Below are 19654 nucleotides of genomic sequence, written 5' to 3'. Positions count from 1 at the left end.
TTTATTAGAATAATTTGTGTGTTGGTTGTTTAATGGTTAGAAAGTTGAATTGTTGTTTTTCTTTCGCACTTTCGGAGATTCAGAACATTCTTTTCATGCTGTAAATGCTGATTCAGACAAAAAATTACAGCAGCTTAATCTCCTGCTGCGTCAGGCGTTTGTAGATGCGTAGCAGTACTTCGCTTCTAGCTGCCTGGTCTTGCCTGATGTTGGTTACCCAGAAAAGGATTTTCAGCTCAAGAAAGGTAGAGGTAATGTTGTTGAGCAGAATGTCGGGTGCTATGCGTTTGAGCACATTGGGGCTTTTTTCAACTTCTTCTCTTATTAGTTTCTTAAGCTGTTCAAAATCTGTGTTAGGGTCAACTTTTATAAGGAGTTCTACCCGCACGTTCCGGTTGTTGAGTGTCCAGTTCGTTACCTGCCCCGACAGCAGGTCGCCGTTCGGTACTATTACCTCTGAGCCTTCAGTGGTGACCAGCCTGCTCGACCGGATGCCAATGTCTTTTACCCGGCCTTTTTTTGTCCCGATTTCGATGGAGTCGCCTAGTTCAAAAGGCCGTTCAAAAATAAGGATAATACCCGATACCAGGTTGTTAACAATATTCTGCAACCCCAGGCCAATACCAACTCCCAGCGCACCTAACACTACTGTTATGTTGGTGAGTGGCATTCCAGATGCAGAAATCGCGAGTAAAAAGCCTGCCACCATCAGTACCAGCCGCACGATTACCATGCGGGAGCCTTTTATGTTGCGACCCGTAATAAAGTCGTTATTTCTGACTCCGAAGAAATACCCGACATATTTCTGCAGGTTATTAGCCAAGTACAGAATGCCAAAAAAGAGCAGTACGTTGCCAATTGTGAAGGTGATGCTGCCAAGGGTTCTGGTTTTAGTCAGGAACTCTTCCAGAACAGAGTAGATCGGGGTGTAGATATTAAGGTTAGTGGTGAAAATGGCTAACCAGAAAACAACTACCAGAGAGGACAGAATTTTAGTAGCAGTGGCTTCCATTTTCTGATAATCGAAGTTAAAGCGAGACTCGGTATTGTCGGACAACTTGCTGGCCTCGATCTGCAGGAAAAATGCCTCCGTTATCAGCTCCACCAGAATTTGCAAACCTATAATTTGTGTAAGGCCGAATATGGCGGTGGTGCTGGTAATTTTAGCCAGTGTTAGCCGCCCAAAAATATTGAATAATATGGCTAGCACATTCAGGACGATGTAAATAACCGACACGTATTTTACAAAGCCGGCCAGCGAGAGCGCCTGCCGGATGTGCCAAGTAAAAAATAAACCGAAAACCACCGAAATGCAATTGAAAATCAGCAAACCTACACGCAAGGCCGGGCTTGGGTTGATAATGGAGCTGCTGACGGCGAAAATGATAAACAGAATAAAAATCGCGATCCAGTAGAAGAACAGGTGACGGGGCCAGTTTCGCCAGAATAGCACGGTTAGTGCCAGCATCAGGAAAAACTGCATGATCTCGACGTAGGCGGTCGGCGGGTGCAGGTCGAAGAACGGTGCTATGTTCAGTGCCAGCACCAATGCACTTAAAATGGGGACAGGCTTCAGGTATTTTATCTGTTTATAAGCTACCACCATGTTTCTATTGTTCTGCTTTATTTTGCGGTAGTTGGTGAATACCCACCAGATAAAAAGCAACGTGATGCCCAGCAGCCACAACCAGTTGTGCCAGTTCTCCAGGAAATAATAGGTAAGTAGCTGTTGCTGCCCTTCGTACGATTTGCGTAGCATATACGAAAGATGCTCTTCTTCTACAGCATGATCTGCGGCATTCCAGATGTAGGCATACTCTCTTGTGAAGTTGCGGGAGTTATAGGCGCGCAACAATTCATCTACACGGCTTTGCAGCTCGTTCGTCAGGAAATAAAGACCTGAGAGATCTGATTGTATTTTATTTATTTTTTCGAGGTTCTGCGAGGTTGCACCACTGGCGAGTTGCCATTGCTCCTTTAAAAGCCCTAACTCGTTGCGGTACAAGGTTGTAAACAGGCTGTCGGTAGAGAGTGCCAGTAACAAGGTATCGCTGGAGAAACTGTTGATCTCGGCGTTCATGCTGATCAGTTCCCGGTTAAAACCAGACAGGATAGTGCGCCGCTCGTTCAGCACCTGCTGCATGTTGTTGAGCAGCACCTTGTACATCTGCAGGTTCTTGATGTCGATTACCCTGCTGTAGAACAACAGGTTTTGCTGGATGGTGTGAAGGTTGGCTGCAATCTCCGGCAGGCTTTGCTCTACAGAGGAGGTGCTGAAGCCTCTTCTGTTAACAGCATTAATCCGGTCCAGTGATATACGCGCTTCTTCTACTCTTGCCAGCAGGCTATCTACCGCTTGTGCGGGCGTGCGTGCGTTTGTAGATGTATCCTGCCCCATTACCCATTGGGTGCAGGTTAAGAGGAATAACAGGAGCAGTAGTATCCGGGTTTTTTTCACCATAGTTGCTTTTGAGACACAAATTCATACGTTAAGTGTCAAAGACGTAAATCATCCTGTTTAAGATTCTTTTTTCTGTAGCTCTCTTGCCCCGGGCAATGCATCTTTCTAATTTAACAGGCTTTTGCTGCCGCTCTGCCCACTTCAAAGCCACTGTTAAGTTCTAATTTTAAGTTTTAATTTGGCAGGAGCCGTATCTTTGCTGCTACGTAAACTCAAACCGGAACAAAAACCCGTTGCACGACATCCACCAAATTCTTAAAACGTACTGGGGCTATGAGCAATTCAGGCCTTTGCAGGAAGATATTGTGCGGTCGGTGCTGGCGGGTACCGATACGCTGGCCTTGCTGCCAACAGGTGGTGGAAAGTCTATCTGCTTCCAGGTGCCGGCACTGGCACTGGAGGGGCTTTGCCTGGTTATAACACCGCTCATCGCCCTGATGAAAGACCAGGTGGAGCAACTGAACAAGCGCGGTGTGGCCGCAGTCGCCATTTATTCCGGCATGAACCGCCGCGAAATAGATATTGCCCTGGATAACTGTGTGTTCGGGAATACGAAGTTTCTGTACCTCTCGCCAGAGCGATTGCTCACGGAGCTGTTTCAGGAGCGGGTAAAGCGCATGAAAGTCAGCTTGCTGGCTGTAGACGAGGCGCACTGTATATCGCAGTGGGGCTACGATTTCCGGCCTCCCTACCTGCAGATTGCTGACTTACGCGAGCTATTGCCGGGTGTTCCTGTTATTGCGCTTACGGCCACTGCCACCGAGCAGGTAAAGCAGGATATTCAGGAGAAACTGCTTTTTAAACAACAGCAGGTGTTCCAGAAAAGCTTTGCCCGCGCCAACCTCTCTTACTCCTGCCTCTATACCGAAGACAAAGTTGGCCGCATGCTGGAGGTGCTGCAACGCATGCCGGGGCAGGCCATTGTGTATGTGCGCAGCCGCAAGCAAACTGTGGAGCTGGCGAAGTACCTGCAAAGTAAGCGCATTGCCGCGGCTGCCTATCATGCCGGGCTTAAGTTTGAGGAACGGAGTGCCGCCCAAAGTGCCTGGATTCAGAATAAAACACGCGTTATAGTGGCTACTAATGCTTTCGGCATGGGCATCGATAAGCCGGATGTGCGCCTGGTGGTGCACCTGGACCTGCCGGAGAGCCTGGAGGCCTATTACCAGGAGGCCGGACGTGCAGGGCGTGACGAAAAATATGCCTATGCAACGGTGCTGTACGGACCAAATGATGTGGCAGACCTGGAGCGTAAGGTTACGGAAGCGCATCCTCCGTTGGAATTTATAAGGCGGGTGTACCAGGCCCTGGCGAACTACTACCAGATGGCAGTAGGGAGCGGAGCCATGAGCAGCTTCGATTTCGACTTGCAGGACTTTGCCAAAAACTACAAACTGAAGCCGCTGGAGGTACATCATGCCATCAAACGCCTGGAAGGGGAAGGTTATATTCAGCTTAACGAAGCCTATTTTATGCCGTCACGGCTCATGCTGATCATGGACAGCATACAGTTGTATGAGTTTCAGGTGATTCACCCGGAGCATGAGGCGCTGGTGCGAATGATTTTGCGACTGAACGGAGGCGAGGCTTTCAGCAATTTTGTGCGGGTGTCGGAGCGGAAGCTGGCGCAACTGGTGCACCTGACCGAAGAAAATGTGCGGAAAAAACTGGAGTACCTGCACAAGCTACAGGTGCTGGTCTACGAACCGCAACACGATGCTTCGCAACTGTTGTTTACGCAGTCCCGCCAGGATGCCATGAACCTGCCGCTGGACCACGCTAAACTAAAACGTTTGCGGGAATTGGCGCTGCTAAAGGTAAGGGAAATGGGCCGCTACATCGAAACCAGCGACCGTTGCCGCACCCAACTGCTGCTGGAGTATTTCGGGGAGATCAGCGACAAAAGCTGCCGCATCTGCGACTACTGCTTAGCGCAGCGCAAAAAGGAGCGCACTTTGCAGGAGGAGGAAGCGCTGCGGAAGAAAGTGTTGGACCTGCTGCAGCAGAAGCCTTATTTGCCGAAAGAGCTGGTGCAGCAGTTTGAGGCCAAACACGCGGAGGTTGTAACAACCCTGCTGCGGGAGCTGGTGGACCTAGGCAGAATCAGGTATATAGAGAGCGGTAAGCTGGAAGTTAACTAGAGTGTTGTTTTCGAGTTTTAAATTCATGTAACTCACTTGAGTGGCATGCGCGAGCTGAAAGCTCGCGGTATTAGTAAGGGCAATTATTCTAATGAAATAAGCCTTCAGAAGGTTCTTTGCCAATTTTGATCTTAGGGTTAAGCGTTAGAGAAATTTACCTGCCTCCTTGCCGGGTAGTTATATTGTTGCCGCCAACATTAATTACCACACCAAGTGAGAAAACGGAGTAGGCTGCGGTCAGGTAATCGCGGTTTTTTAAGCCGATGGTGGTGCCGCTGGAGTATTGCAGCTGTACTGATGGGTTCAGGGTAAGGCGGGTGTAGAAAATCGGTTCTATAAAAATGTTGTCTTCTGTGAGAGCTGCCACGCCATTGCGTTTAAAATTGTGCATGTTGATGTAGCTGCCGCGCAAGGCAGTTCCGTAGTTTAAAGGAAACTCTCGGCTAAACATTTTAAGCGATTTTTTACGTTTAGAACTGAAGTTTACCTGCACAAAGTACTTGCTGAAGCTGGCTTCGAAACGATCTGTTATCAGGGCTCCGGCATCGTTCTCTTTTTTATCAACCCGATCGCTGCTGCCACCGCCAAAGCCGCCATATATTTCCAGCACCCGGTTATTGTCTTGCCCGAAGGTGGTAAAATACCCTCCGGCCGCCTCGATCAGGTTATGCCGGAAATCTCGCTTTCTGCGCTCTGTGTTGAGCATTGAGCCGTTAACCTGCACCGCAAAATGATCTGAAACGGCATAAGCCGTGTTAAAAGTTACATTTCCTTTCGGCGTAATATGACCTCCGGCACTTAGTTCTCCTTTTTCGGTAAACATGGGTACGTTCGGCACGTTGGGCATGTAAGTAGACACACAGCCGGAAACCGAAACAAGAAGCAAAGAGAATATAAAATACAGGTAACTAGGTCTTTTCATAAAGTAAAGCAGGCAAATTTATTTTTAAATGCAGCAGCGCCAGCTAAGCAGTGGCTTGTATACATTTTTCAGAACAAATGGTTCGGTTTAAATAAGCTTCAATATTACTATACAAAAACTTGCTTGTCCAGCTATTTCTAAATTATTCCGTTAAAGATCCTCCCGTACCAGTAAATTTCCATAAGGTGTTCCAGAGCTTTTTTTGTAACAACATCTGTACCCCTGTAGCTGCTTACTGCTGCTCTGCCTTGCATCAACAGAAAATCCCTGCTACTGCTGAGGCAGAAAAAGCAGGGATTTATAGAAATGCACCATTTTATCTGGCAGTTGTAAAATGTCCTTCTGGAGAAAGTGCTATTTTACGCTTACGTCTACTTTGGCATCGAGCTGTTGGGCCAGCTGCTTTACGTAGTTCCGGAAGTAGTCGAGGTTTTTAAAATGCTCATCGCTCAGCTCCCAGGTGCCAATGGCGTAATAGGTTACTTTTTCGGTTGGCTTTAGCTTAGCAAACCATGCCTGCGACACAGGACCTGTTTTTGGAGAGGCTGTGTAGCCCAGGTAGGCACTTTTTGGTACAAGCAGGGCCAGCGGCAGCAACCACTCTTTGTTGTAGGTTTCGCTGTCGTGGGTGAGGAGCGCTACCCAGTTATCGCCAACCTGCATTTCTTCCAGCGGAAACGTTTCGTCGAGGTTGTTCATGCCAATTAACAAAGTTTCGTCTCCTGTCAGGCCCGATGTAACTTCTACGGTGTTTTGGTAAGCATACATGCCAGGCGTAATGGCCGGATTTTCTGTTATGGTGTAGCTGCGGTCGGTGTTGGCAGGTTTCCAGTTGTTGTAGCTGATCTGCATTTTAGAATGCACAGGACCTCTGGCCAGAATCTGGAAGGAGGTGCTCTCCACATTACTCACTGTGTCGCCTGCTATTATGCCAATGCGCGGAAAGCTATCGCCAACCATCATGGCAACGCCGCCTATACCTACCGAGCTTCCAACGGCCATAATATCGCGGCCCCAGTCTCGCATTACATGGTAATTGTCTTCTACTGCACCGGTCTTGCTAATACCAACACTATCGGGCGACATAGCAGTTGTTTTTTTACCAAAAAGGTCTTTTGAATTGCGGCCGTCAAGGTAGTGCCTGAAGCCGACTTTATCGTTTTCCCAGCTTGGGCCATCAGTTTGGTAAGGTTGGTAACCAATCGATTTTTCCATCTGGTTGGCATAAATGGTGTCGCTGGTGGCAGGCCGCAAGGGTATGTCTTTGCCGCTGCGCTTGCCAAACCGGATATTTGTCCGGATGGTGTGGTTTAGCGGTGCATTTACCCAGGTAAGCTGCAGCACCTGTTCCCCGTTAGCCGGCAGGTTGGTTACCAGTAAAAGTTCGTCCCACTTGTTGTCGCCATCCAGGTCGTCGAGCTGGGCGGCTATGGTGTCGCCGTTCTGGGTGAGGAGGAGCGGGTACACTTCACCATCTGGGATGTTAGAGAATTCGCTTCGATTTACGGCAATCGCTTTGTCGGTGAGTGCTATGTCAGATCGGTTCTTCAGCGTAATTTCCTGTGCCTCGGAGGAGGTAGACGACTGGCAGGAGAAAAGCGTGCCCCAGAGGCAGGCAACAGAAAGAGCGGATATTCCTTTTTTAATCATGCAGCTAGCTGTTTTATAAGTTTATAACTGTTGGAACAAGTCACAATATAGCAAGAAACTGTTAAAGCACGGGAAATTGGTCCGTTACTATCTATCTGAATCAGCATTTTCAGGATTAGATGATTTAAAGGATGGCAATATGTATTTGATCTACTCACCCTTACTCTACATCGGCCATATAACCAGTAGCTATTAAACTCTCGAACAAGCAGCAAAGAACAACCAGCTACCAAATTATGCTAATGAAAATGGCCTTCAGAAGCAAAATACGGGTTTTGGTGCCAAGGGTAACAGTACTTGTGCAAGTGCTACAACTGTTCAACTATTTCTGCTCGGTTGGTGTTATAAAATTTAAACGGTATTGCGGTGTAAACTTTCTAAATTTGCACCGCAATACAATTTCAATGTTTTAATTATAAGGCAGCTGCAGCAGTGCAGACGCCGCTTTATATACTATGGAAGCTATCGAAAAAGAGGAAACGCCATCGTTCAGTACCATTGAAGAGGCGATAGAAGCTATCCGGCAAGGTGAAGTCGTGATTGCGGTTGATGATGATGACCGCGAGAATGAAGGCGATTTTATTTGTGCCGCAGAAAAAGTAACCCCCGAAATTATAAACTTTATGGCTACGCACGGGCGCGGCCTTATTTGCGCCCCCCTTACCGACGAACGTTGCGAGGAACTGGGGCTGGAACTGATGGTAGGCAAGAATACCGCCCTGCATGCTACGCCATTCACCGTGTCGGTAGACCTGATTGGGCATGGCTGTACCACCGGCATATCGGCCTCCGACCGCGCTAAAACCATACAGGCCCTTATCAACCCGGCCATCGACCCTAATTCGTTGGGCAAACCCGGCCATATTTTTCCGCTGAAGGCAAAAAAAGAAGGTGTGCTCCGGCGCCCCGGTCACACCGAAGCAGCTGTAGATCTTGCCCGTCTGGCAGGACTGGCTCCTGCCGGCGTACTGGTCGAGATCCTGAACGAAGACGGCTCTATGGCGCGCCTGCCCGACCTGGTAAAAGTGGCGAAAAAGTTTAACCTGAAACTCATCACGATAAAAGACCTGATCGTGTACCGCCTGAAGCAGGAGAGCCTGATTAACCGCGAAATTGCCATTCAGCTGCCAACCGATTTCGGCGATTTCGATTTGTATGCTTTTACACAGCGCAGCAACAATGCCCACCACCTCGCCCTGGTAAAAGGCACCTGGGAGGAGAATGAGCCGGTGCTGGTGCGGGTACATTCCTCCTGCGTAACAGGCGATATATTTGGCTCTTGCCGCTGCGACTGTGGCCCACAACTGCACGAAGCCATGCGCATGATCGAGCGCGAAGGCAAAGGTGTGGTAGTGTACATGAACCAGGAAGGCCGCGGCATCGGGTTGCTCAACAAGCTCAGGGCCTACAAACTGCAGGAGCAGGGCCGCGACACGGTAGAGGCCAATCTGGAACTAGGCTTCGGTATGGATGAACGCGATTACGGCGTTGGCGCCCAGATTCTCAGGGACTTAGGTGTTACCAAAATGAGGCTGATCTCTAATAATCCCAAAAAACGCATCGGCCTGATAGGCTATGGCCTGGAAGTAGTGGAGAATGTGCCTATAGAAGTGGTGCCTAACGTGCACAACCAGAAATATTTAACCACAAAGCGCGACAAGCTGGGCCATACTATTTTAAGTAATTTGTCGGTAAAATTCTAACAAGGTTTATTTATAATTGAAGCCTGGGTATTTGGATTGTAACTATTCTGATACTCAGGCTTTTTTATTTAATTATTAACAGTTACACAGCAACATTTTATTATTGTTAACAATATACTATACCAGATTGTTAGTTGAATACTCCGCCAGTGGATTGGCAGATACAGGTGGAGTTGAGTATTTAAGTGACTCTGGATTATGGAAAAAAGACTATTTATGCTACGCCTGCTCGTAGCCTTTACCCTGGCAGGTGTACTGCAACTTAAACTGATGGCGCAAAACAGGCTGGCACCCGATGTGCAGGAGTGGCCGGTAGGGGAAGTGGTGTTGCTCACCGGGGATACCTTACAGGGGCCTATTACCTATTACCGAACCGAGGATGTGGTGAACGTGCAGCAATCGGATGGCACACTACGGGCACTCTCGCCTGTAAACGTAGATTACTTTAAAGTGCAGGAATCGCCGGATGCCTATACCCGCTTTTTCGTAACCTATAACTGGAACCTGAACAAGTCTTACAGCGATTTCAGGAAACCTACTTTTTTTGAGCGCATGAACAAAGGGCCGGTTACTCTGATTACCCGCGAAACCTACGTGCACCGCGACATGTCGAACCGTGGGTTTTTAAGGCGCGGAGGCTACTACGACCCAACTTACGCCTCTAACCTGCCAAATTATGTACAGCAGGTGGTGCCGGTGTATTACATCCTGTTCCCTGATGGCGAAATAAAAATGCTGCGCAATACTAAAAAAGATCTGGAACGGATTTTCGGGAAAAAGGCATCAGAAGTAAACAAGTATGCCAAGAAGCACCGGCTATCCTACGAAAAATTACACGGGCTCATCGCCATTATAAATTACTATAATACACTGCTATAGAACTTCGGCAGCTTACCTTCTGATAGGTAAGAAGTATGCTCTCCCAACCTAAGATATACGCTATAGAAACAGAAATTTTACGAACCATGCCCTTGGCCTTCCGAATGCTGAAAAGCTTTGGAAGGCCATTTTCATTTGAATAATTAATGGTTGCTGATGCTTCTGCTGCTGTTAGGTCATTACTTTACCTTTCACCGCCGTGTGTGGTCCCCTTACAGCGCACATCATAAAAGATAAAGCAGCTTTATATAAAGTAAGAATTAAGATTCTGAATTAATTGGAGTGTATAACATATTTTGGGGTAGTTATATAGTAGTACTTCTATAAGGAAGGCTCCATCTAGCTTAACGTCCGCTCGACCCGGTGCCCTTCTGCTGTTTTGTTACATGGTGTTGGCTCCGAGCGCTCAAGGCCGCGAGGCCTCGTCCTTGGCCATCGGCGCTGCACATCTTTCCTGCCCTGCGGGCTGCCTGCGGCACCGGAAACCTGTGAGGCGCCTCAAGCCAAGGACTGGAATTGGTGAGATAGTTAGCGATGATGCCATGCCAAAACTCTGCATAACAAACAATTGCTATATAGATACCCCATAATATGTTATACACTCAATTAATTGCAACCAAAATCCTACATATCTCTTAGCTTCAGGAGCAGGTAAGAGCCTGCCAGAAAAAGGCCGATGTACAGGAGCGCTGGCAAAACAGCCCAGCCTGGCGTTAGCAGTTCTGTAGGGCTGGTGGCCTGGTCGAATAGCTGCTGCACCGGCATGGGGGTAAGGCTATGCAACACCTTCGTAGGAAAAAACTTATCTATTCTGTCAGGAATCTGCGACCTGATGATGGGCTCCAGCACCAGCACAAACGAGATAAAAGCAATAATAGCCAAACCACTTTTTTTAATGAAGAAGCCAATCAGCATGGCCAGCGACATAAACCCGACTGCCTGCAGGAAATAATAAAAAAGGGCATCGGCATGTTTTGCTATAGCGCCCATAGAGGTATCCAGGCTGTGCCGCAAGCCAAAGAATAGCCCCAGCAATAACAGAAACACCGTACAAATGGCAGCCAGGCCGAGTATGACATAAAACTTGGCCAGCACGAGTTCCAGGCGGCTAAGCCCATCAATCAGCTGTTGCCGGAAGGTACGGAATGTAAATTCATCTGAAACAAGCACTATTACCAAAATGCCAAGCAGGGTGTTAAAGAAACTCGACACATAGGTAAGTTTCAGCCATATTTCAGGAAACTGGTAATTAGCCGACCCAAGCTTAGTGTTGTTAATGGTGATGTCGTGCACCGAATAAAAGATGAGGAACACCAGCAGCATAAAAATGCCGAGTATAGCCCAGAACGTGCGGTAGGGTACTATTTTATATAATTCTAAACGAAGTAGGTGCATGGGGTGGTTAGTTTTTAATGATCTCCATAAATTGGGCTTCGAGGCTTTTGCGGCGCACGATCAGCTGCGACAACACAATGTCTTGCGCAAACATATCGCGGTTGATGTCCTGGCTGGTGTAGCCCTCGCTCAGTGTTAGCAGAACGCCTTCTTTTTCTGGCCTGAACTGGGCCACATAAGGTAGCCGCTCCAGCAGCGCAAGCACGGGCTCCAGTGCTGCAGCGCAAATAAACAACTGTTCCTGCGCCGCCAGCATATCGCCTACCGAACCGTTTGCCATCAGCTTTCCCGACCGCAGTACTGCCATGTGTGTGCATACTTTCTCCACCTCATCAAGCAGGTGGCTCGCCAGTATAATGGTTTTGCCCTGGGCGGCAATTCGCAGAATCAGGTCGCGAACTTCGGCAATGCCTTGCGGATCAAGGCCGTTGGTAGGTTCGTCGAGTACCAGCACCTCCGGGTCGTTGAGCATGGCGGCACCAATGGCGAGCCGTTGCTTCATACCCAGCGAAAAGCTTTTAAAGGGAGTGTTGCTCCGGGTGCCTAAACCCACCAGGTCGAGTACCCTGTTAATAGAGGCGCTGTCGGCTCCCTTTATGTGCGCCACCATTTGCAGGTTACGTTTTGCTGTTAGGTACGGATAAAAATTAGGCGTTTCGAGAAGGGCGCCTATGCGTTGCTTGGTGGTTTTGCTTACGCTGCTGCCAAACCAGCTAAAGCTGCCCCCGCCAGGCCTGATCACATCGAGTACCATGCCGAGGGTAGTGGTTTTGCCGCTGCCGTTTGGCCCGAGCAAACCGTAAATGCTGCCTTCCTCTACCTGCAGGGTCAGCGCATCGAGAGCCTGAATGTTGCCGTACCTTTTAGAAAGGCCGTTTATATCTAAAACTATTGCCACAGAGGTTTCTGGTTAAATGAAAAAGCCTGTTATAAGTGCTGCATGCCGGGTACCTGCTGTTTAAGCCTTCATCCAAAGCAGGTTGGCAGCTCACTTAATGCCAGCTTAGCAAATATAGAATTTTTAATTTTTTGAGGGGATCAAATGTCTTAAAAAACCACGTTGCTACCGGAATATCTCTTGCCGGTTTTGTTTTGATAAATTAAACTGGAGGCTGAAGTTCAGGACAAAAGGGTTATGGCGAATCTCCTGTTTTGTTAATCTGGCACTGTGCAGGAACTGCGTCTGTAGCTTTAGCCACTTAAAGCCAAAGCGTGCCGTAACGCAGGGCTCCAGGAACAGGTGCATGTGCTGATCCAGATTTGCCAGTTTATCGTATTGCAGTTGCTCCTGGGTATAAGTGGTTTGGATGTTCTGAAGCTGCAGGGCCACCAACCGGCTCGAGAACGACAGCTCTACCGTTTTATCGGCCAGGCCGATTGCTGGCTGTATAAACACTTTGCGGGTGTTAGCGGTATACTCCAGTTGTTCATCCGGGTAAGTATTTCCCCACCCAAAAATCAACGGGTGGTTGTGCAGGTGCACCTGTCCTAAACCGGCCCCTCCATATACCTCCCAGCTTACTTTGTCTACAATCGGCCTGAAGTATCCGACTGCACCTTCTACATTATACCTGTTCGATTTGTAGTCTTGCTCGCGTTGGCTGGGTGTGCTACCCATTGTCCAGCGGGCCTGGTGGTAACTGCCATTGGCCATAACCGCTACATGATCTGAAAGAGCGTAGGCAGTTTGCAGATTCTGAACATTTGCCACCAGTTGCAGGTCTCCCTTTTCGTGCAGCAAAGGCACGTTTTGCATGGTAGGCGTGTAAACCATACGGCAGCCAGCGCCACTAAACAGGCACAGGCACAAAAACGACAACAACTGTGTCAGGTGGGTGTAAGACCTGGTTTTCAATGCAAAAAGTAATTGGTGCTGATAAATATCTCTATTTTTTCTGAGAAGTTGCAAAGGATATTTTGTATTTTCTTTATGAATGTGCTGGTTATGAAAGTCAGGTAAGTATGTACCTCAATTATCCTAACTAAAATGCCCTCCAAAAAGGAAAAACAGATTTTTGAGTCAAGGGTAAAAAGCCAACGTGTAGGGTTATAAGTATAGTGCTATGGCACCTGGCGGAACATGTACCTGTTTGCTTCCATTGTTACTTTCTGGCAGTTGCACTTTACAGGTTGTTGCAACATTGCTGTTGGTGCGGCAGTAAAAGTGTAACTTGTGGCCGGATGCTTAACCTGTAGCCACCACTAATTTTTCATTCTTCCGGCCTGCCTTACTAGGGGCAGCAAAAGCCGGAGCTAAACCAGTTACTAACAAATGCTAAAAAATACCGACAGCATAATTTTTGATCTCGACGGCACCCTCTGGGATGCCACAGCCACCGTTGCCAAAGCCTGGCAGGCAGCCATTGACAAAGTAGATTATGTGCAGGATGAAATAACTGTACAGAAAGTACAGTCTATTACGGGCATGACCTACGATGCCATTTACGATAAGCTTTACGCTTACCTGAGCACCGAGCAACGCAACGAGCTTAAGGCTATTTGCGCCAAAGAGGAGCTGGAGCACATGAACAAACAAGGCGGAAACCTGTACGAAGGCCTTGAGAAAACGCTTCGGGCACTGAAGGAGCGGTATCGGTTATTTATTGTAAGTAATTGCCAGATGGGGTATATCGAGTCGTTTCTGGAGCATAGCAAACTGCACGATCTCATAGAAGGCCATCAGTGTTACGGCACTAAAAGCCTGCAAAAATCTGAGAACATAAAAGAAATTGTGGCGCGCCACCAACTTGCCAACCCTGTGTATGTGGGCGATACGCTCGGTGATTATGAAGCAAGTAAAAAAGCCGGTGTGCCTTTTATTTATGCCAGCTACGGCTTCGGCGATGTTCCTGGCTACGATGCCCGCATAGATAGTATTCCCGATCTGGAAAAGCTGTTTTTAAGTTAATTACGCCACTAAATAAGCCGGCCACACTTTTAACTGCGCCTTATGAGCTTGGTTTTTTTAGATGAAATGATTCTGAAAGCTATGGCTTGGCTACAGGAACTAGTTTATAGACGTGGCCGGTTTCTACGCCTATGTAGAGGTAGCCATCGGGGCTCATGCGTACTTCTCTTACGCGGCCAATGTTAGGCAACAGTTTTTCTTCGCGCACAATTTTGCCGTTCTCTATTTTGCACCTGCTCAGGAACTTAAAGCGCAACGAGCCCACCATTACATCGCCTTCCCAGCCTTTGTAACGGTTGCCGGTTACGAAGGCCATGCCAGAGGGAGCAATAGAGGGAGTCCAGTACCAGATCGGGTCTTCTACGCCTGCTTGCTGGGTTTTGTCGGTTATGGGTTGGCCATTGTAGTTAATGCCATACGACACCACAGGCCAGCCATAGTTCCTGGCGGGTTTTACGATGTTTACCTCATCGCCTCCGCGTGGACCATGCTCATGTGACCATAGTTCTCCTGTTGCCGGATGAAAAGCCAGGCCTTGCGGATTGCGGTGCCCGTAAGAGTAAATAGATGGTAAAGCGCCTTGCCTGTTCACAAATGGGTTATCGGCCGGAATGCTGCCATCGTCTTTAATGCGGTGAATTTTGCCCAGGTGCCGGTCCAGAGTTTGTGGGTTTTCTTTTTCGTTGCCACGTTCTCCTACCGAAAAGTAGAGGTAACCATCTTTGCCGAACACCATGCGGGAGCCGTAGTGGTGCCTGGTTTCGGAGTAGGGTTGGGCCTCAAAAATAACTTTCTGATCGGTGAGTTGGTTGCCATCCAGCCTGGCGCGCATAATGGCTGTAGTAGATAAGGTTTTGCCATCTTGCTGTTTAATGGCAGAATAAGAGAGGTAAATGATGTTATTCTTGCTGAAGTTCGGGTGAAGCGCCACATCCATTAACCCGCTCTGACCTTCGGCTCTGACAGCAGGAACACCCTGCACCGGCTGTAGCTCTCGGTTCTCAGATACTCTGTAAAACTTGCCAGATCGTTCTGTTACAAGCATACCACCGTCTGGTAAAAAAGCAAGGCCCCACGGCACACCGATACCGCTCACCACAGTCTCAAGCTTAATGGTTTGCCCTTCCGATTCATACGTCTCCTGTGCCGCTTGCTGCTCTTTAAAGGAATAGGCCTCTACCGACTGAATGCCTTCCTTTATATAAGTCACCAGGTTTTCGATTTCAGCATCGGAAAAAGTAGCGGCAAAGGCAGGCATGCCAGCAGCCGGAATTCCTTTTTTTATAGAGGTAAAGATTTCTTCGCGCGAGCTGCCGTACTTCCAGCGCCGGTCTGCAAAAGTAATGGCATTATCGCCGTGGCAGCCGGAGCAATAGGTGTTAAACTGGGTTTGTGCTTTATCAGCATCGAGTGCAGCCTGGGCTCCACCTGCCGTTGCCGAAGCAAGCTCTTGCGGCGGTGCTGCAGCAGTTGAGGCTGTGTTGTTGGCAGAGTTGGTGCAACTCCCTAAACTCAAAAGGGCTATTGCCAGCACAGGGAAAATCTGGTTTGCTAGGTGCATAATAGGTAGTGTAGATTTGTAGGTTTGGTTAAAGCAAGGTAACAATATGCTGTTGATGATGTTGCGTTAGCTGATATAATTATTCTAATGAAAATGCCCTTCCATAAGATTTTAGTTATTTTTTAGCCAAGGGTACGCCATTTCAGATCAGACCATACCCAAGCTTCTATGATCACGAAGTATTGTAGGAGTCTTACAATGCTAGAGCACCTAAGGTCTTGTGTCCTGCGTCTTGATACTTGTGTCTTTCATTATTGAAGCCAGTGCTGGCACAGGGGGCCTTCCTTACCGCTAACAGGGTCGGTGGAGGGGAGCTTAACGTTCGCAATATTTTTTTGCTTTTCGGCCATATTGTCGGTTGCAGTGCAAATGTCGTAGTCCTGCTGGCCGGGTGGGTAAGCGCCAACTACCTTAAAATCTGCGGAGGCATGTTTTCGGCAATGACCTGTTCCGGCTGGAAGTACCACCATATCGCCGGCTTTTACTTCTATTTCTTCGCCGCCTGGTCCGCCAAAAATCAGGGTGGCAGTGCCAGCCGCCACACCCAGCACCTCGTGCGCCACGCTATGGTAGTGGTGGTAATCGAACACACCATTTACCCAGGTGCCCACCCAGTGGTTTTGTGCAAAAGCTTTTTTGAAGGCGCTAACCAGGTCTTCCTGTTGCTGTAACACCTGTTGGTAGAGGAGCAGCGGCAGCCCGGCGTTGTTCGGAATGCCCTGGTTGGGAGCGAGTAAAATAGGCTTTACATTTGTTGTTTTCATGTAGGTGCTATGCTCTTTATGCTTACAACGATTAAACGAGCAGCTTAGCAAAAGGATCATCAAATTATGCTAATGAAAACAGCCTTCCGAAGGAAAATAATCAAAAACCTGCCAAGGGTCTGACTTAAAAAGTACGGTGTCAGGCACTGCTGTACCTGTTTCGCACGTTATGGTTGTAGGCCTCGTTTGGTAGATTTGCTCTGCGCAATTTCCATCTGCCATATTTTAAAGTATCTTTATAGCCTGAGTTTTTTACCATCTACTTGTATCTGTTATGTTTACGTTCCGCTACTGGAAACCCGCTTTACTTGGTCTCTGCCTTGTTGGTACGGTTAACTTATGCAGCCAGAAAGCTGCAGAACCCGATTTTGTATTGAAGCAGTACCGGTCTTACCCGGTGCCGGAGCAGATGACATTTGCCGGAGAAGCCGTGCCCCTGAATATTCCGGATGTGGCCGAACGCCTCGACAGGGAGCTACAGTCAAATGCCTATTTCCATTCTAACACTATTCTGGGACTGAAAAGAATGAGCCGGCACCTGCCCGAAATTGAGGCATCGCTGCGGGAGCAGGGGCTGCCCGACGACATTAAGTACGTAGCCCTGGCCGAAAGTCTGCTGGGCAACGTGGTATCGCCGGCAGGTGCTGCAGGTGTCTGGCAACTGATGCCCGATACCTCGCGTGGGTACGGCATTATTATAAACGATGAGATTGATGAGCGGTATCACCTGGCTAAAGCAACCGTGGCAGCTGCAGCTTATTTTAAAACGGCAAAAGCCAAGTTCGGCTCCTGGACCAATGCTGCCGCTTCGTATAACCGCGGCATGAGTGGCTTACAGCGTGCGCTGGCTGCCCAGCACGTTAGCTCCTACTACGACCTTTACTTAAACGATGAAACATCGCGTTACCTTTTCCGGATTCTGGCCCTGAAGGAAGTGCTCTCCAACCCGGATAAATATGGCTTTGATACCAGCAGAATTAAAGGCTATGCTCCCATAAAAAGCCGTACAGTTACCGTAACCGAATCTATAAAAGACCTGCCGCAGTTTGCCCTCGACAATGGCACCAATTACAAAACACTGCGCCTGTACAACCCCTGGCTCAAAGACTATAAATTAACTGTTACTACAGCACGGCCAAGTTATGAGCTGCTGCTGCCGGCGCTGTAGGTTCTTTATAAGAGCCATATAAAGTTTAACACAAACTTTTAGAACAAGCACTTGCAGAGGTCTTATGATTTTTGCGGGTGTTTGTTTTATAATTGCTGAACTTGAACAAGCGACATAAACATGGCGAGGTACGAATAAAATCGAAATAAAACATGCAGAAACTGACACTCTACCAAATCGACGCTTTTACAGATAAAGTTTTTGGCGGCAATCCTGCTGCCGTTTGTGTGCTGGACCAATGGCTCGAAGAGGAGAAAATGCAACAAATTGCCGCAGAAAACAACCTGGCCGAAACGGCTTTTGTCGTAAAAACTGGCAGCGATTACAGCATTAGGTGGTTTACACCGACCGTAGAAGTAGACCTTTGCGGACATGCCACACTGGCAGCTGCCTTTGTGCTCTTTAGCTATCACCACCTCACCGTAAATGCCATTACGTTCCATTCGCACCGTAGCGGTCTGTTAACTGTGGAGCAGCAAGGAGAGGAACTGACTTTGAATTTTCCGACAGATGTGTTGGAGCAGGTCGAGGTGCCAGAGACTTTAACTCAGGCTTTTGGAGTTGCCCCCGAGGCTGCTTTTAAAGGCAAAACCGATTACCTGTTACTTTTTGCTTCTGAAGAGGATATAGTGGCCTTGCACCCGGACCTTCGGGTATTGGCAGGTGTGGCGGCACGTGGTGTTATTGTATCTGCTCCAGGTAAAGAGGTAGATTTTGTGTCGCGGTTTTTTGCTCCCCAAGTTGGCGTTGATGAAGACCCGGTAACAGGCTCCGCCCACACCACCCTTATCCCATACTGGAGCCAGCGACTTGGCAAACAAAAGCTAACGGCCAGGCAGCTTTCGAAACGCCAGGGCGAGCTAACCTGCGAGTTCCTGGGCGACAGAGTCGCCATAACCGGAAATGCAGTTGCTTACCTGAAAGGTGAGATTTATGTATAAGAAGCAGGAGAGGAGTAGCGTTTACAAGTTCAATATCTAAAGTGCACATATTATGTTAAGTAATATGTGCTTAGCTTGATTTATGAAAATTCGATCTGAAAGTAGCTCTGCAGCAGAAAATTCAGGTGCAGTTATTTTACATTTTAGGCTGGTTATCTTTAGAGGTACATATTAGAAACATTTAATACCTCTGCTTTTCCTTTTCTCTGCTTACCTTGTCCCGGCAATTAGTACATGCCAAAGCTGTTACTCCTGAAATAGAGGGCTTTTTTATTTCATTGCATAAGTAGCTGTTGGTTTCAAGATTAACTAATGTTAGTTTTGAAAAGTGTGCTGATTAGTTTGTTCACGTTGTGTTTGTCACAGTCGTTTCAACTGGTTTTGTCTGGCTTTATAACTTCTTCATGCTGCATGTTCTGTTTTATTAAACTGAGAAAAGTTTACTGTACGTTAGCTGGTGCTAACTCAGTAATGGTGGCCATTGCCACGGTTGCTATATTTGCTTTGGTGCAGCCGCTACAAGGCCAGCCTGCAACAGTACCACTCACCGATTTAGCCTTTTTCAGAAACCCTGGCAAAAGCTGGCAAATTGCTGGCGATGTTACGGCGGACCTGCAACAGCAAAATGCCTTACGGGTAAGTCAGGGCCAGGGCGTGTTAGTAAATGCACCCGCCAGAAAGAAACCGGGGCAGGATCTGCTGACAGTTGCCGAATACGGAGATCAGGATGTGGAGCTGGACTTTATGATGGCACGCGGATCTAACTCGGGTATTTACCTGCAAGGCCTTTACGAAGTGCAACTCGCCGATAGCTGGGGCGAAACCAAAATAACAGCAGCCTCTGTGGGCGGTATTTACGAGCGCTGGGACGAGAAGCGCCCCAGTGGCAGACAAGGCTACGAAGGCTATGTGGCCCGGCAAAACGCAGGGCGTGCCCCTGGGCTGTGGCAGCATCTGAAAATTTCTTTCCAGGCTCCGCGCTTCGATGCTTCCGGGAAAAAAGTGGAGAATGCCAAGATGCTCTGGGTAGAACTTAACGGCACCGTAATTCACGAAAACGTGGAGCTGAGCGGCCCAACCAGGGGCGCCATCAGTAGCGATGAAAAAGCTACCGGCCCCTTACGTTTTCAGGGAGACCACGGAGCTGTTGCCTTCCGGAAT

15 protein-coding genes are annotated in these 19654 nt (G+C 48.3%); 7 read left to right on the top strand and 8 right to left on the bottom strand.

Annotated elements, in window-relative coordinates; genetic code table 11:
- Window positions 1–124: 124 nt before the first annotated feature.
- A complete protein-coding gene (locus FVR03_RS14575; protein WP_147922497.1) occupies window positions 125–2461 on the bottom strand; it encodes a mechanosensitive ion channel family protein in 2337 nt (778 codons plus the stop codon).
- A gap of 233 nt (window positions 2462–2694) precedes the next feature.
- On the opposite strand from FVR03_RS14575, the gene FVR03_RS14570 reads away from it, so the two are divergent.
- Entirely contained in the window at window positions 2695–4602 is a 1908-nt protein-coding gene (locus tag FVR03_RS14570) for a RecQ family ATP-dependent DNA helicase (protein ID WP_147922496.1), read from the top strand.
- 154 nt (window positions 4603–4756) lie between these two features.
- Here the strand turns inward: FVR03_RS14570 and FVR03_RS14565 are convergent, their stop codons facing one another.
- A complete protein-coding gene (locus FVR03_RS14565; protein WP_147922495.1) occupies window positions 4757–5524 on the bottom strand; it encodes a hypothetical protein in 768 nt (255 codons plus the stop codon).
- Window positions 5525–5878: 354 nt separating this feature from the next.
- Entirely contained in the window at window positions 5879–7174 is a 1296-nt protein-coding gene (locus tag FVR03_RS14560; RefSeq protein WP_147922494.1) for a DUF4861 family protein, read from the bottom strand.
- Between the two features lie 455 nt (window positions 7175–7629).
- On the opposite strand from FVR03_RS14560, the gene FVR03_RS14555 reads away from it, so the two are divergent.
- Together FVR03_RS14555 and FVR03_RS14550 are read left to right on the top strand one after the other, a co-directional pair.
- Window positions 7630–8877, top strand: coding sequence for a bifunctional 3,4-dihydroxy-2-butanone-4-phosphate synthase/GTP cyclohydrolase II (locus FVR03_RS14555; RefSeq protein ID WP_147922493.1), 1248 nt, complete (start codon window positions 7630–7632; stop codon window positions 8875–8877).
- A 198-nt stretch (window positions 8878–9075) separates the two neighbouring features.
- Window positions 9076–9756 (top strand): hypothetical protein, encoded by a 681-nt coding sequence (locus FVR03_RS14550; protein WP_147922492.1) that lies wholly within the window; start codon window positions 9076–9078, stop codon window positions 9754–9756.
- Between the two features lie 624 nt (window positions 9757–10380).
- On the opposite strand, the gene FVR03_RS14545 is transcribed toward FVR03_RS14550, so the two are convergent.
- From FVR03_RS14545 to FVR03_RS14535, 3 genes are all read right to left on the bottom strand, one after another.
- Entirely contained in the window at window positions 10381–11151 is a 771-nt protein-coding gene (locus FVR03_RS14545; RefSeq protein WP_147922491.1) for a DUF2705 family protein, read from the bottom strand.
- A 7-nt stretch (window positions 11152–11158) separates the two neighbouring features.
- The gene (locus FVR03_RS14540; RefSeq protein ID WP_147922490.1) at window positions 11159–12049 is read right to left on the bottom strand and encodes an ABC transporter ATP-binding protein; all 891 of its coding nucleotides are present in this window, start codon (window positions 12047–12049) and stop codon (window positions 11159–11161) included.
- Window positions 12050–12214: 165 nt separating this feature from the next.
- Entirely contained in the window at window positions 12215–13006 is a 792-nt protein-coding gene (locus FVR03_RS14535; RefSeq protein ID WP_147922489.1) for an outer membrane beta-barrel protein, read from the bottom strand.
- 417 nt (window positions 13007–13423) lie between these two features.
- Between FVR03_RS14535 and FVR03_RS14530 the strand changes: the two genes are divergently transcribed.
- Entirely contained in the window at window positions 13424–14059 is a 636-nt protein-coding gene (locus tag FVR03_RS14530) for an HAD family hydrolase (protein WP_147922488.1), read from the top strand.
- Window positions 14060–14138: 79 nt separating this feature from the next.
- On the opposite strand, the gene FVR03_RS14525 is transcribed toward FVR03_RS14530, so the two are convergent.
- Both FVR03_RS14525 and FVR03_RS14520 read right to left on the bottom strand, forming a co-directional pair.
- On the bottom strand, window positions 14139–15620 hold the full coding sequence (locus FVR03_RS14525) for a PQQ-dependent sugar dehydrogenase (RefSeq protein WP_147922487.1): 1482 nt from the start codon (window positions 15618–15620) through the stop codon (window positions 14139–14141).
- A gap of 251 nt (window positions 15621–15871) precedes the next feature.
- The gene (locus FVR03_RS14520; protein WP_147922486.1) at window positions 15872–16384 is read right to left on the bottom strand and encodes a cupin domain-containing protein; all 513 of its coding nucleotides are present in this window, start codon (window positions 16382–16384) and stop codon (window positions 15872–15874) included.
- 274 nt (window positions 16385–16658) lie between these two features.
- Here FVR03_RS14520 and FVR03_RS14515 point away from each other — a divergent pair, with 274 nt between their 5' ends.
- The 3 genes from FVR03_RS14515 to FVR03_RS14505 all read left to right on the top strand — a co-directional run.
- Window positions 16659–17552: a lytic transglycosylase domain-containing protein gene (locus tag FVR03_RS14515; RefSeq protein ID WP_147922485.1), complete on the top strand. Its 894-nt coding sequence runs from the start codon at window positions 16659–16661 to the stop codon at window positions 17550–17552.
- Window positions 17553–17704: 152 nt separating this feature from the next.
- Window positions 17705–18493, top strand: a complete 789-nt coding sequence (locus FVR03_RS14510) for a PhzF family phenazine biosynthesis protein (protein ID WP_147922484.1) — start codon at window positions 17705–17707, stop codon at window positions 18491–18493.
- A gap of 411 nt (window positions 18494–18904) precedes the next feature.
- The coding region (locus FVR03_RS14505) for a 3-keto-disaccharide hydrolase (RefSeq protein ID WP_255474226.1) at window positions 18905–19654 on the top strand (750 nt) is incomplete at its 3' end.

Source organism: Pontibacter qinzhouensis (assembly GCF_008017455.1).
Lineage (GTDB): Bacteria > Bacteroidota > Bacteroidia > Cytophagales > Hymenobacteraceae > Pontibacter > Pontibacter qinzhouensis.
Note: the sequence above shows the minus strand (reverse complement) of the source record. Positions and strands in the feature narration are given on the sequence as shown.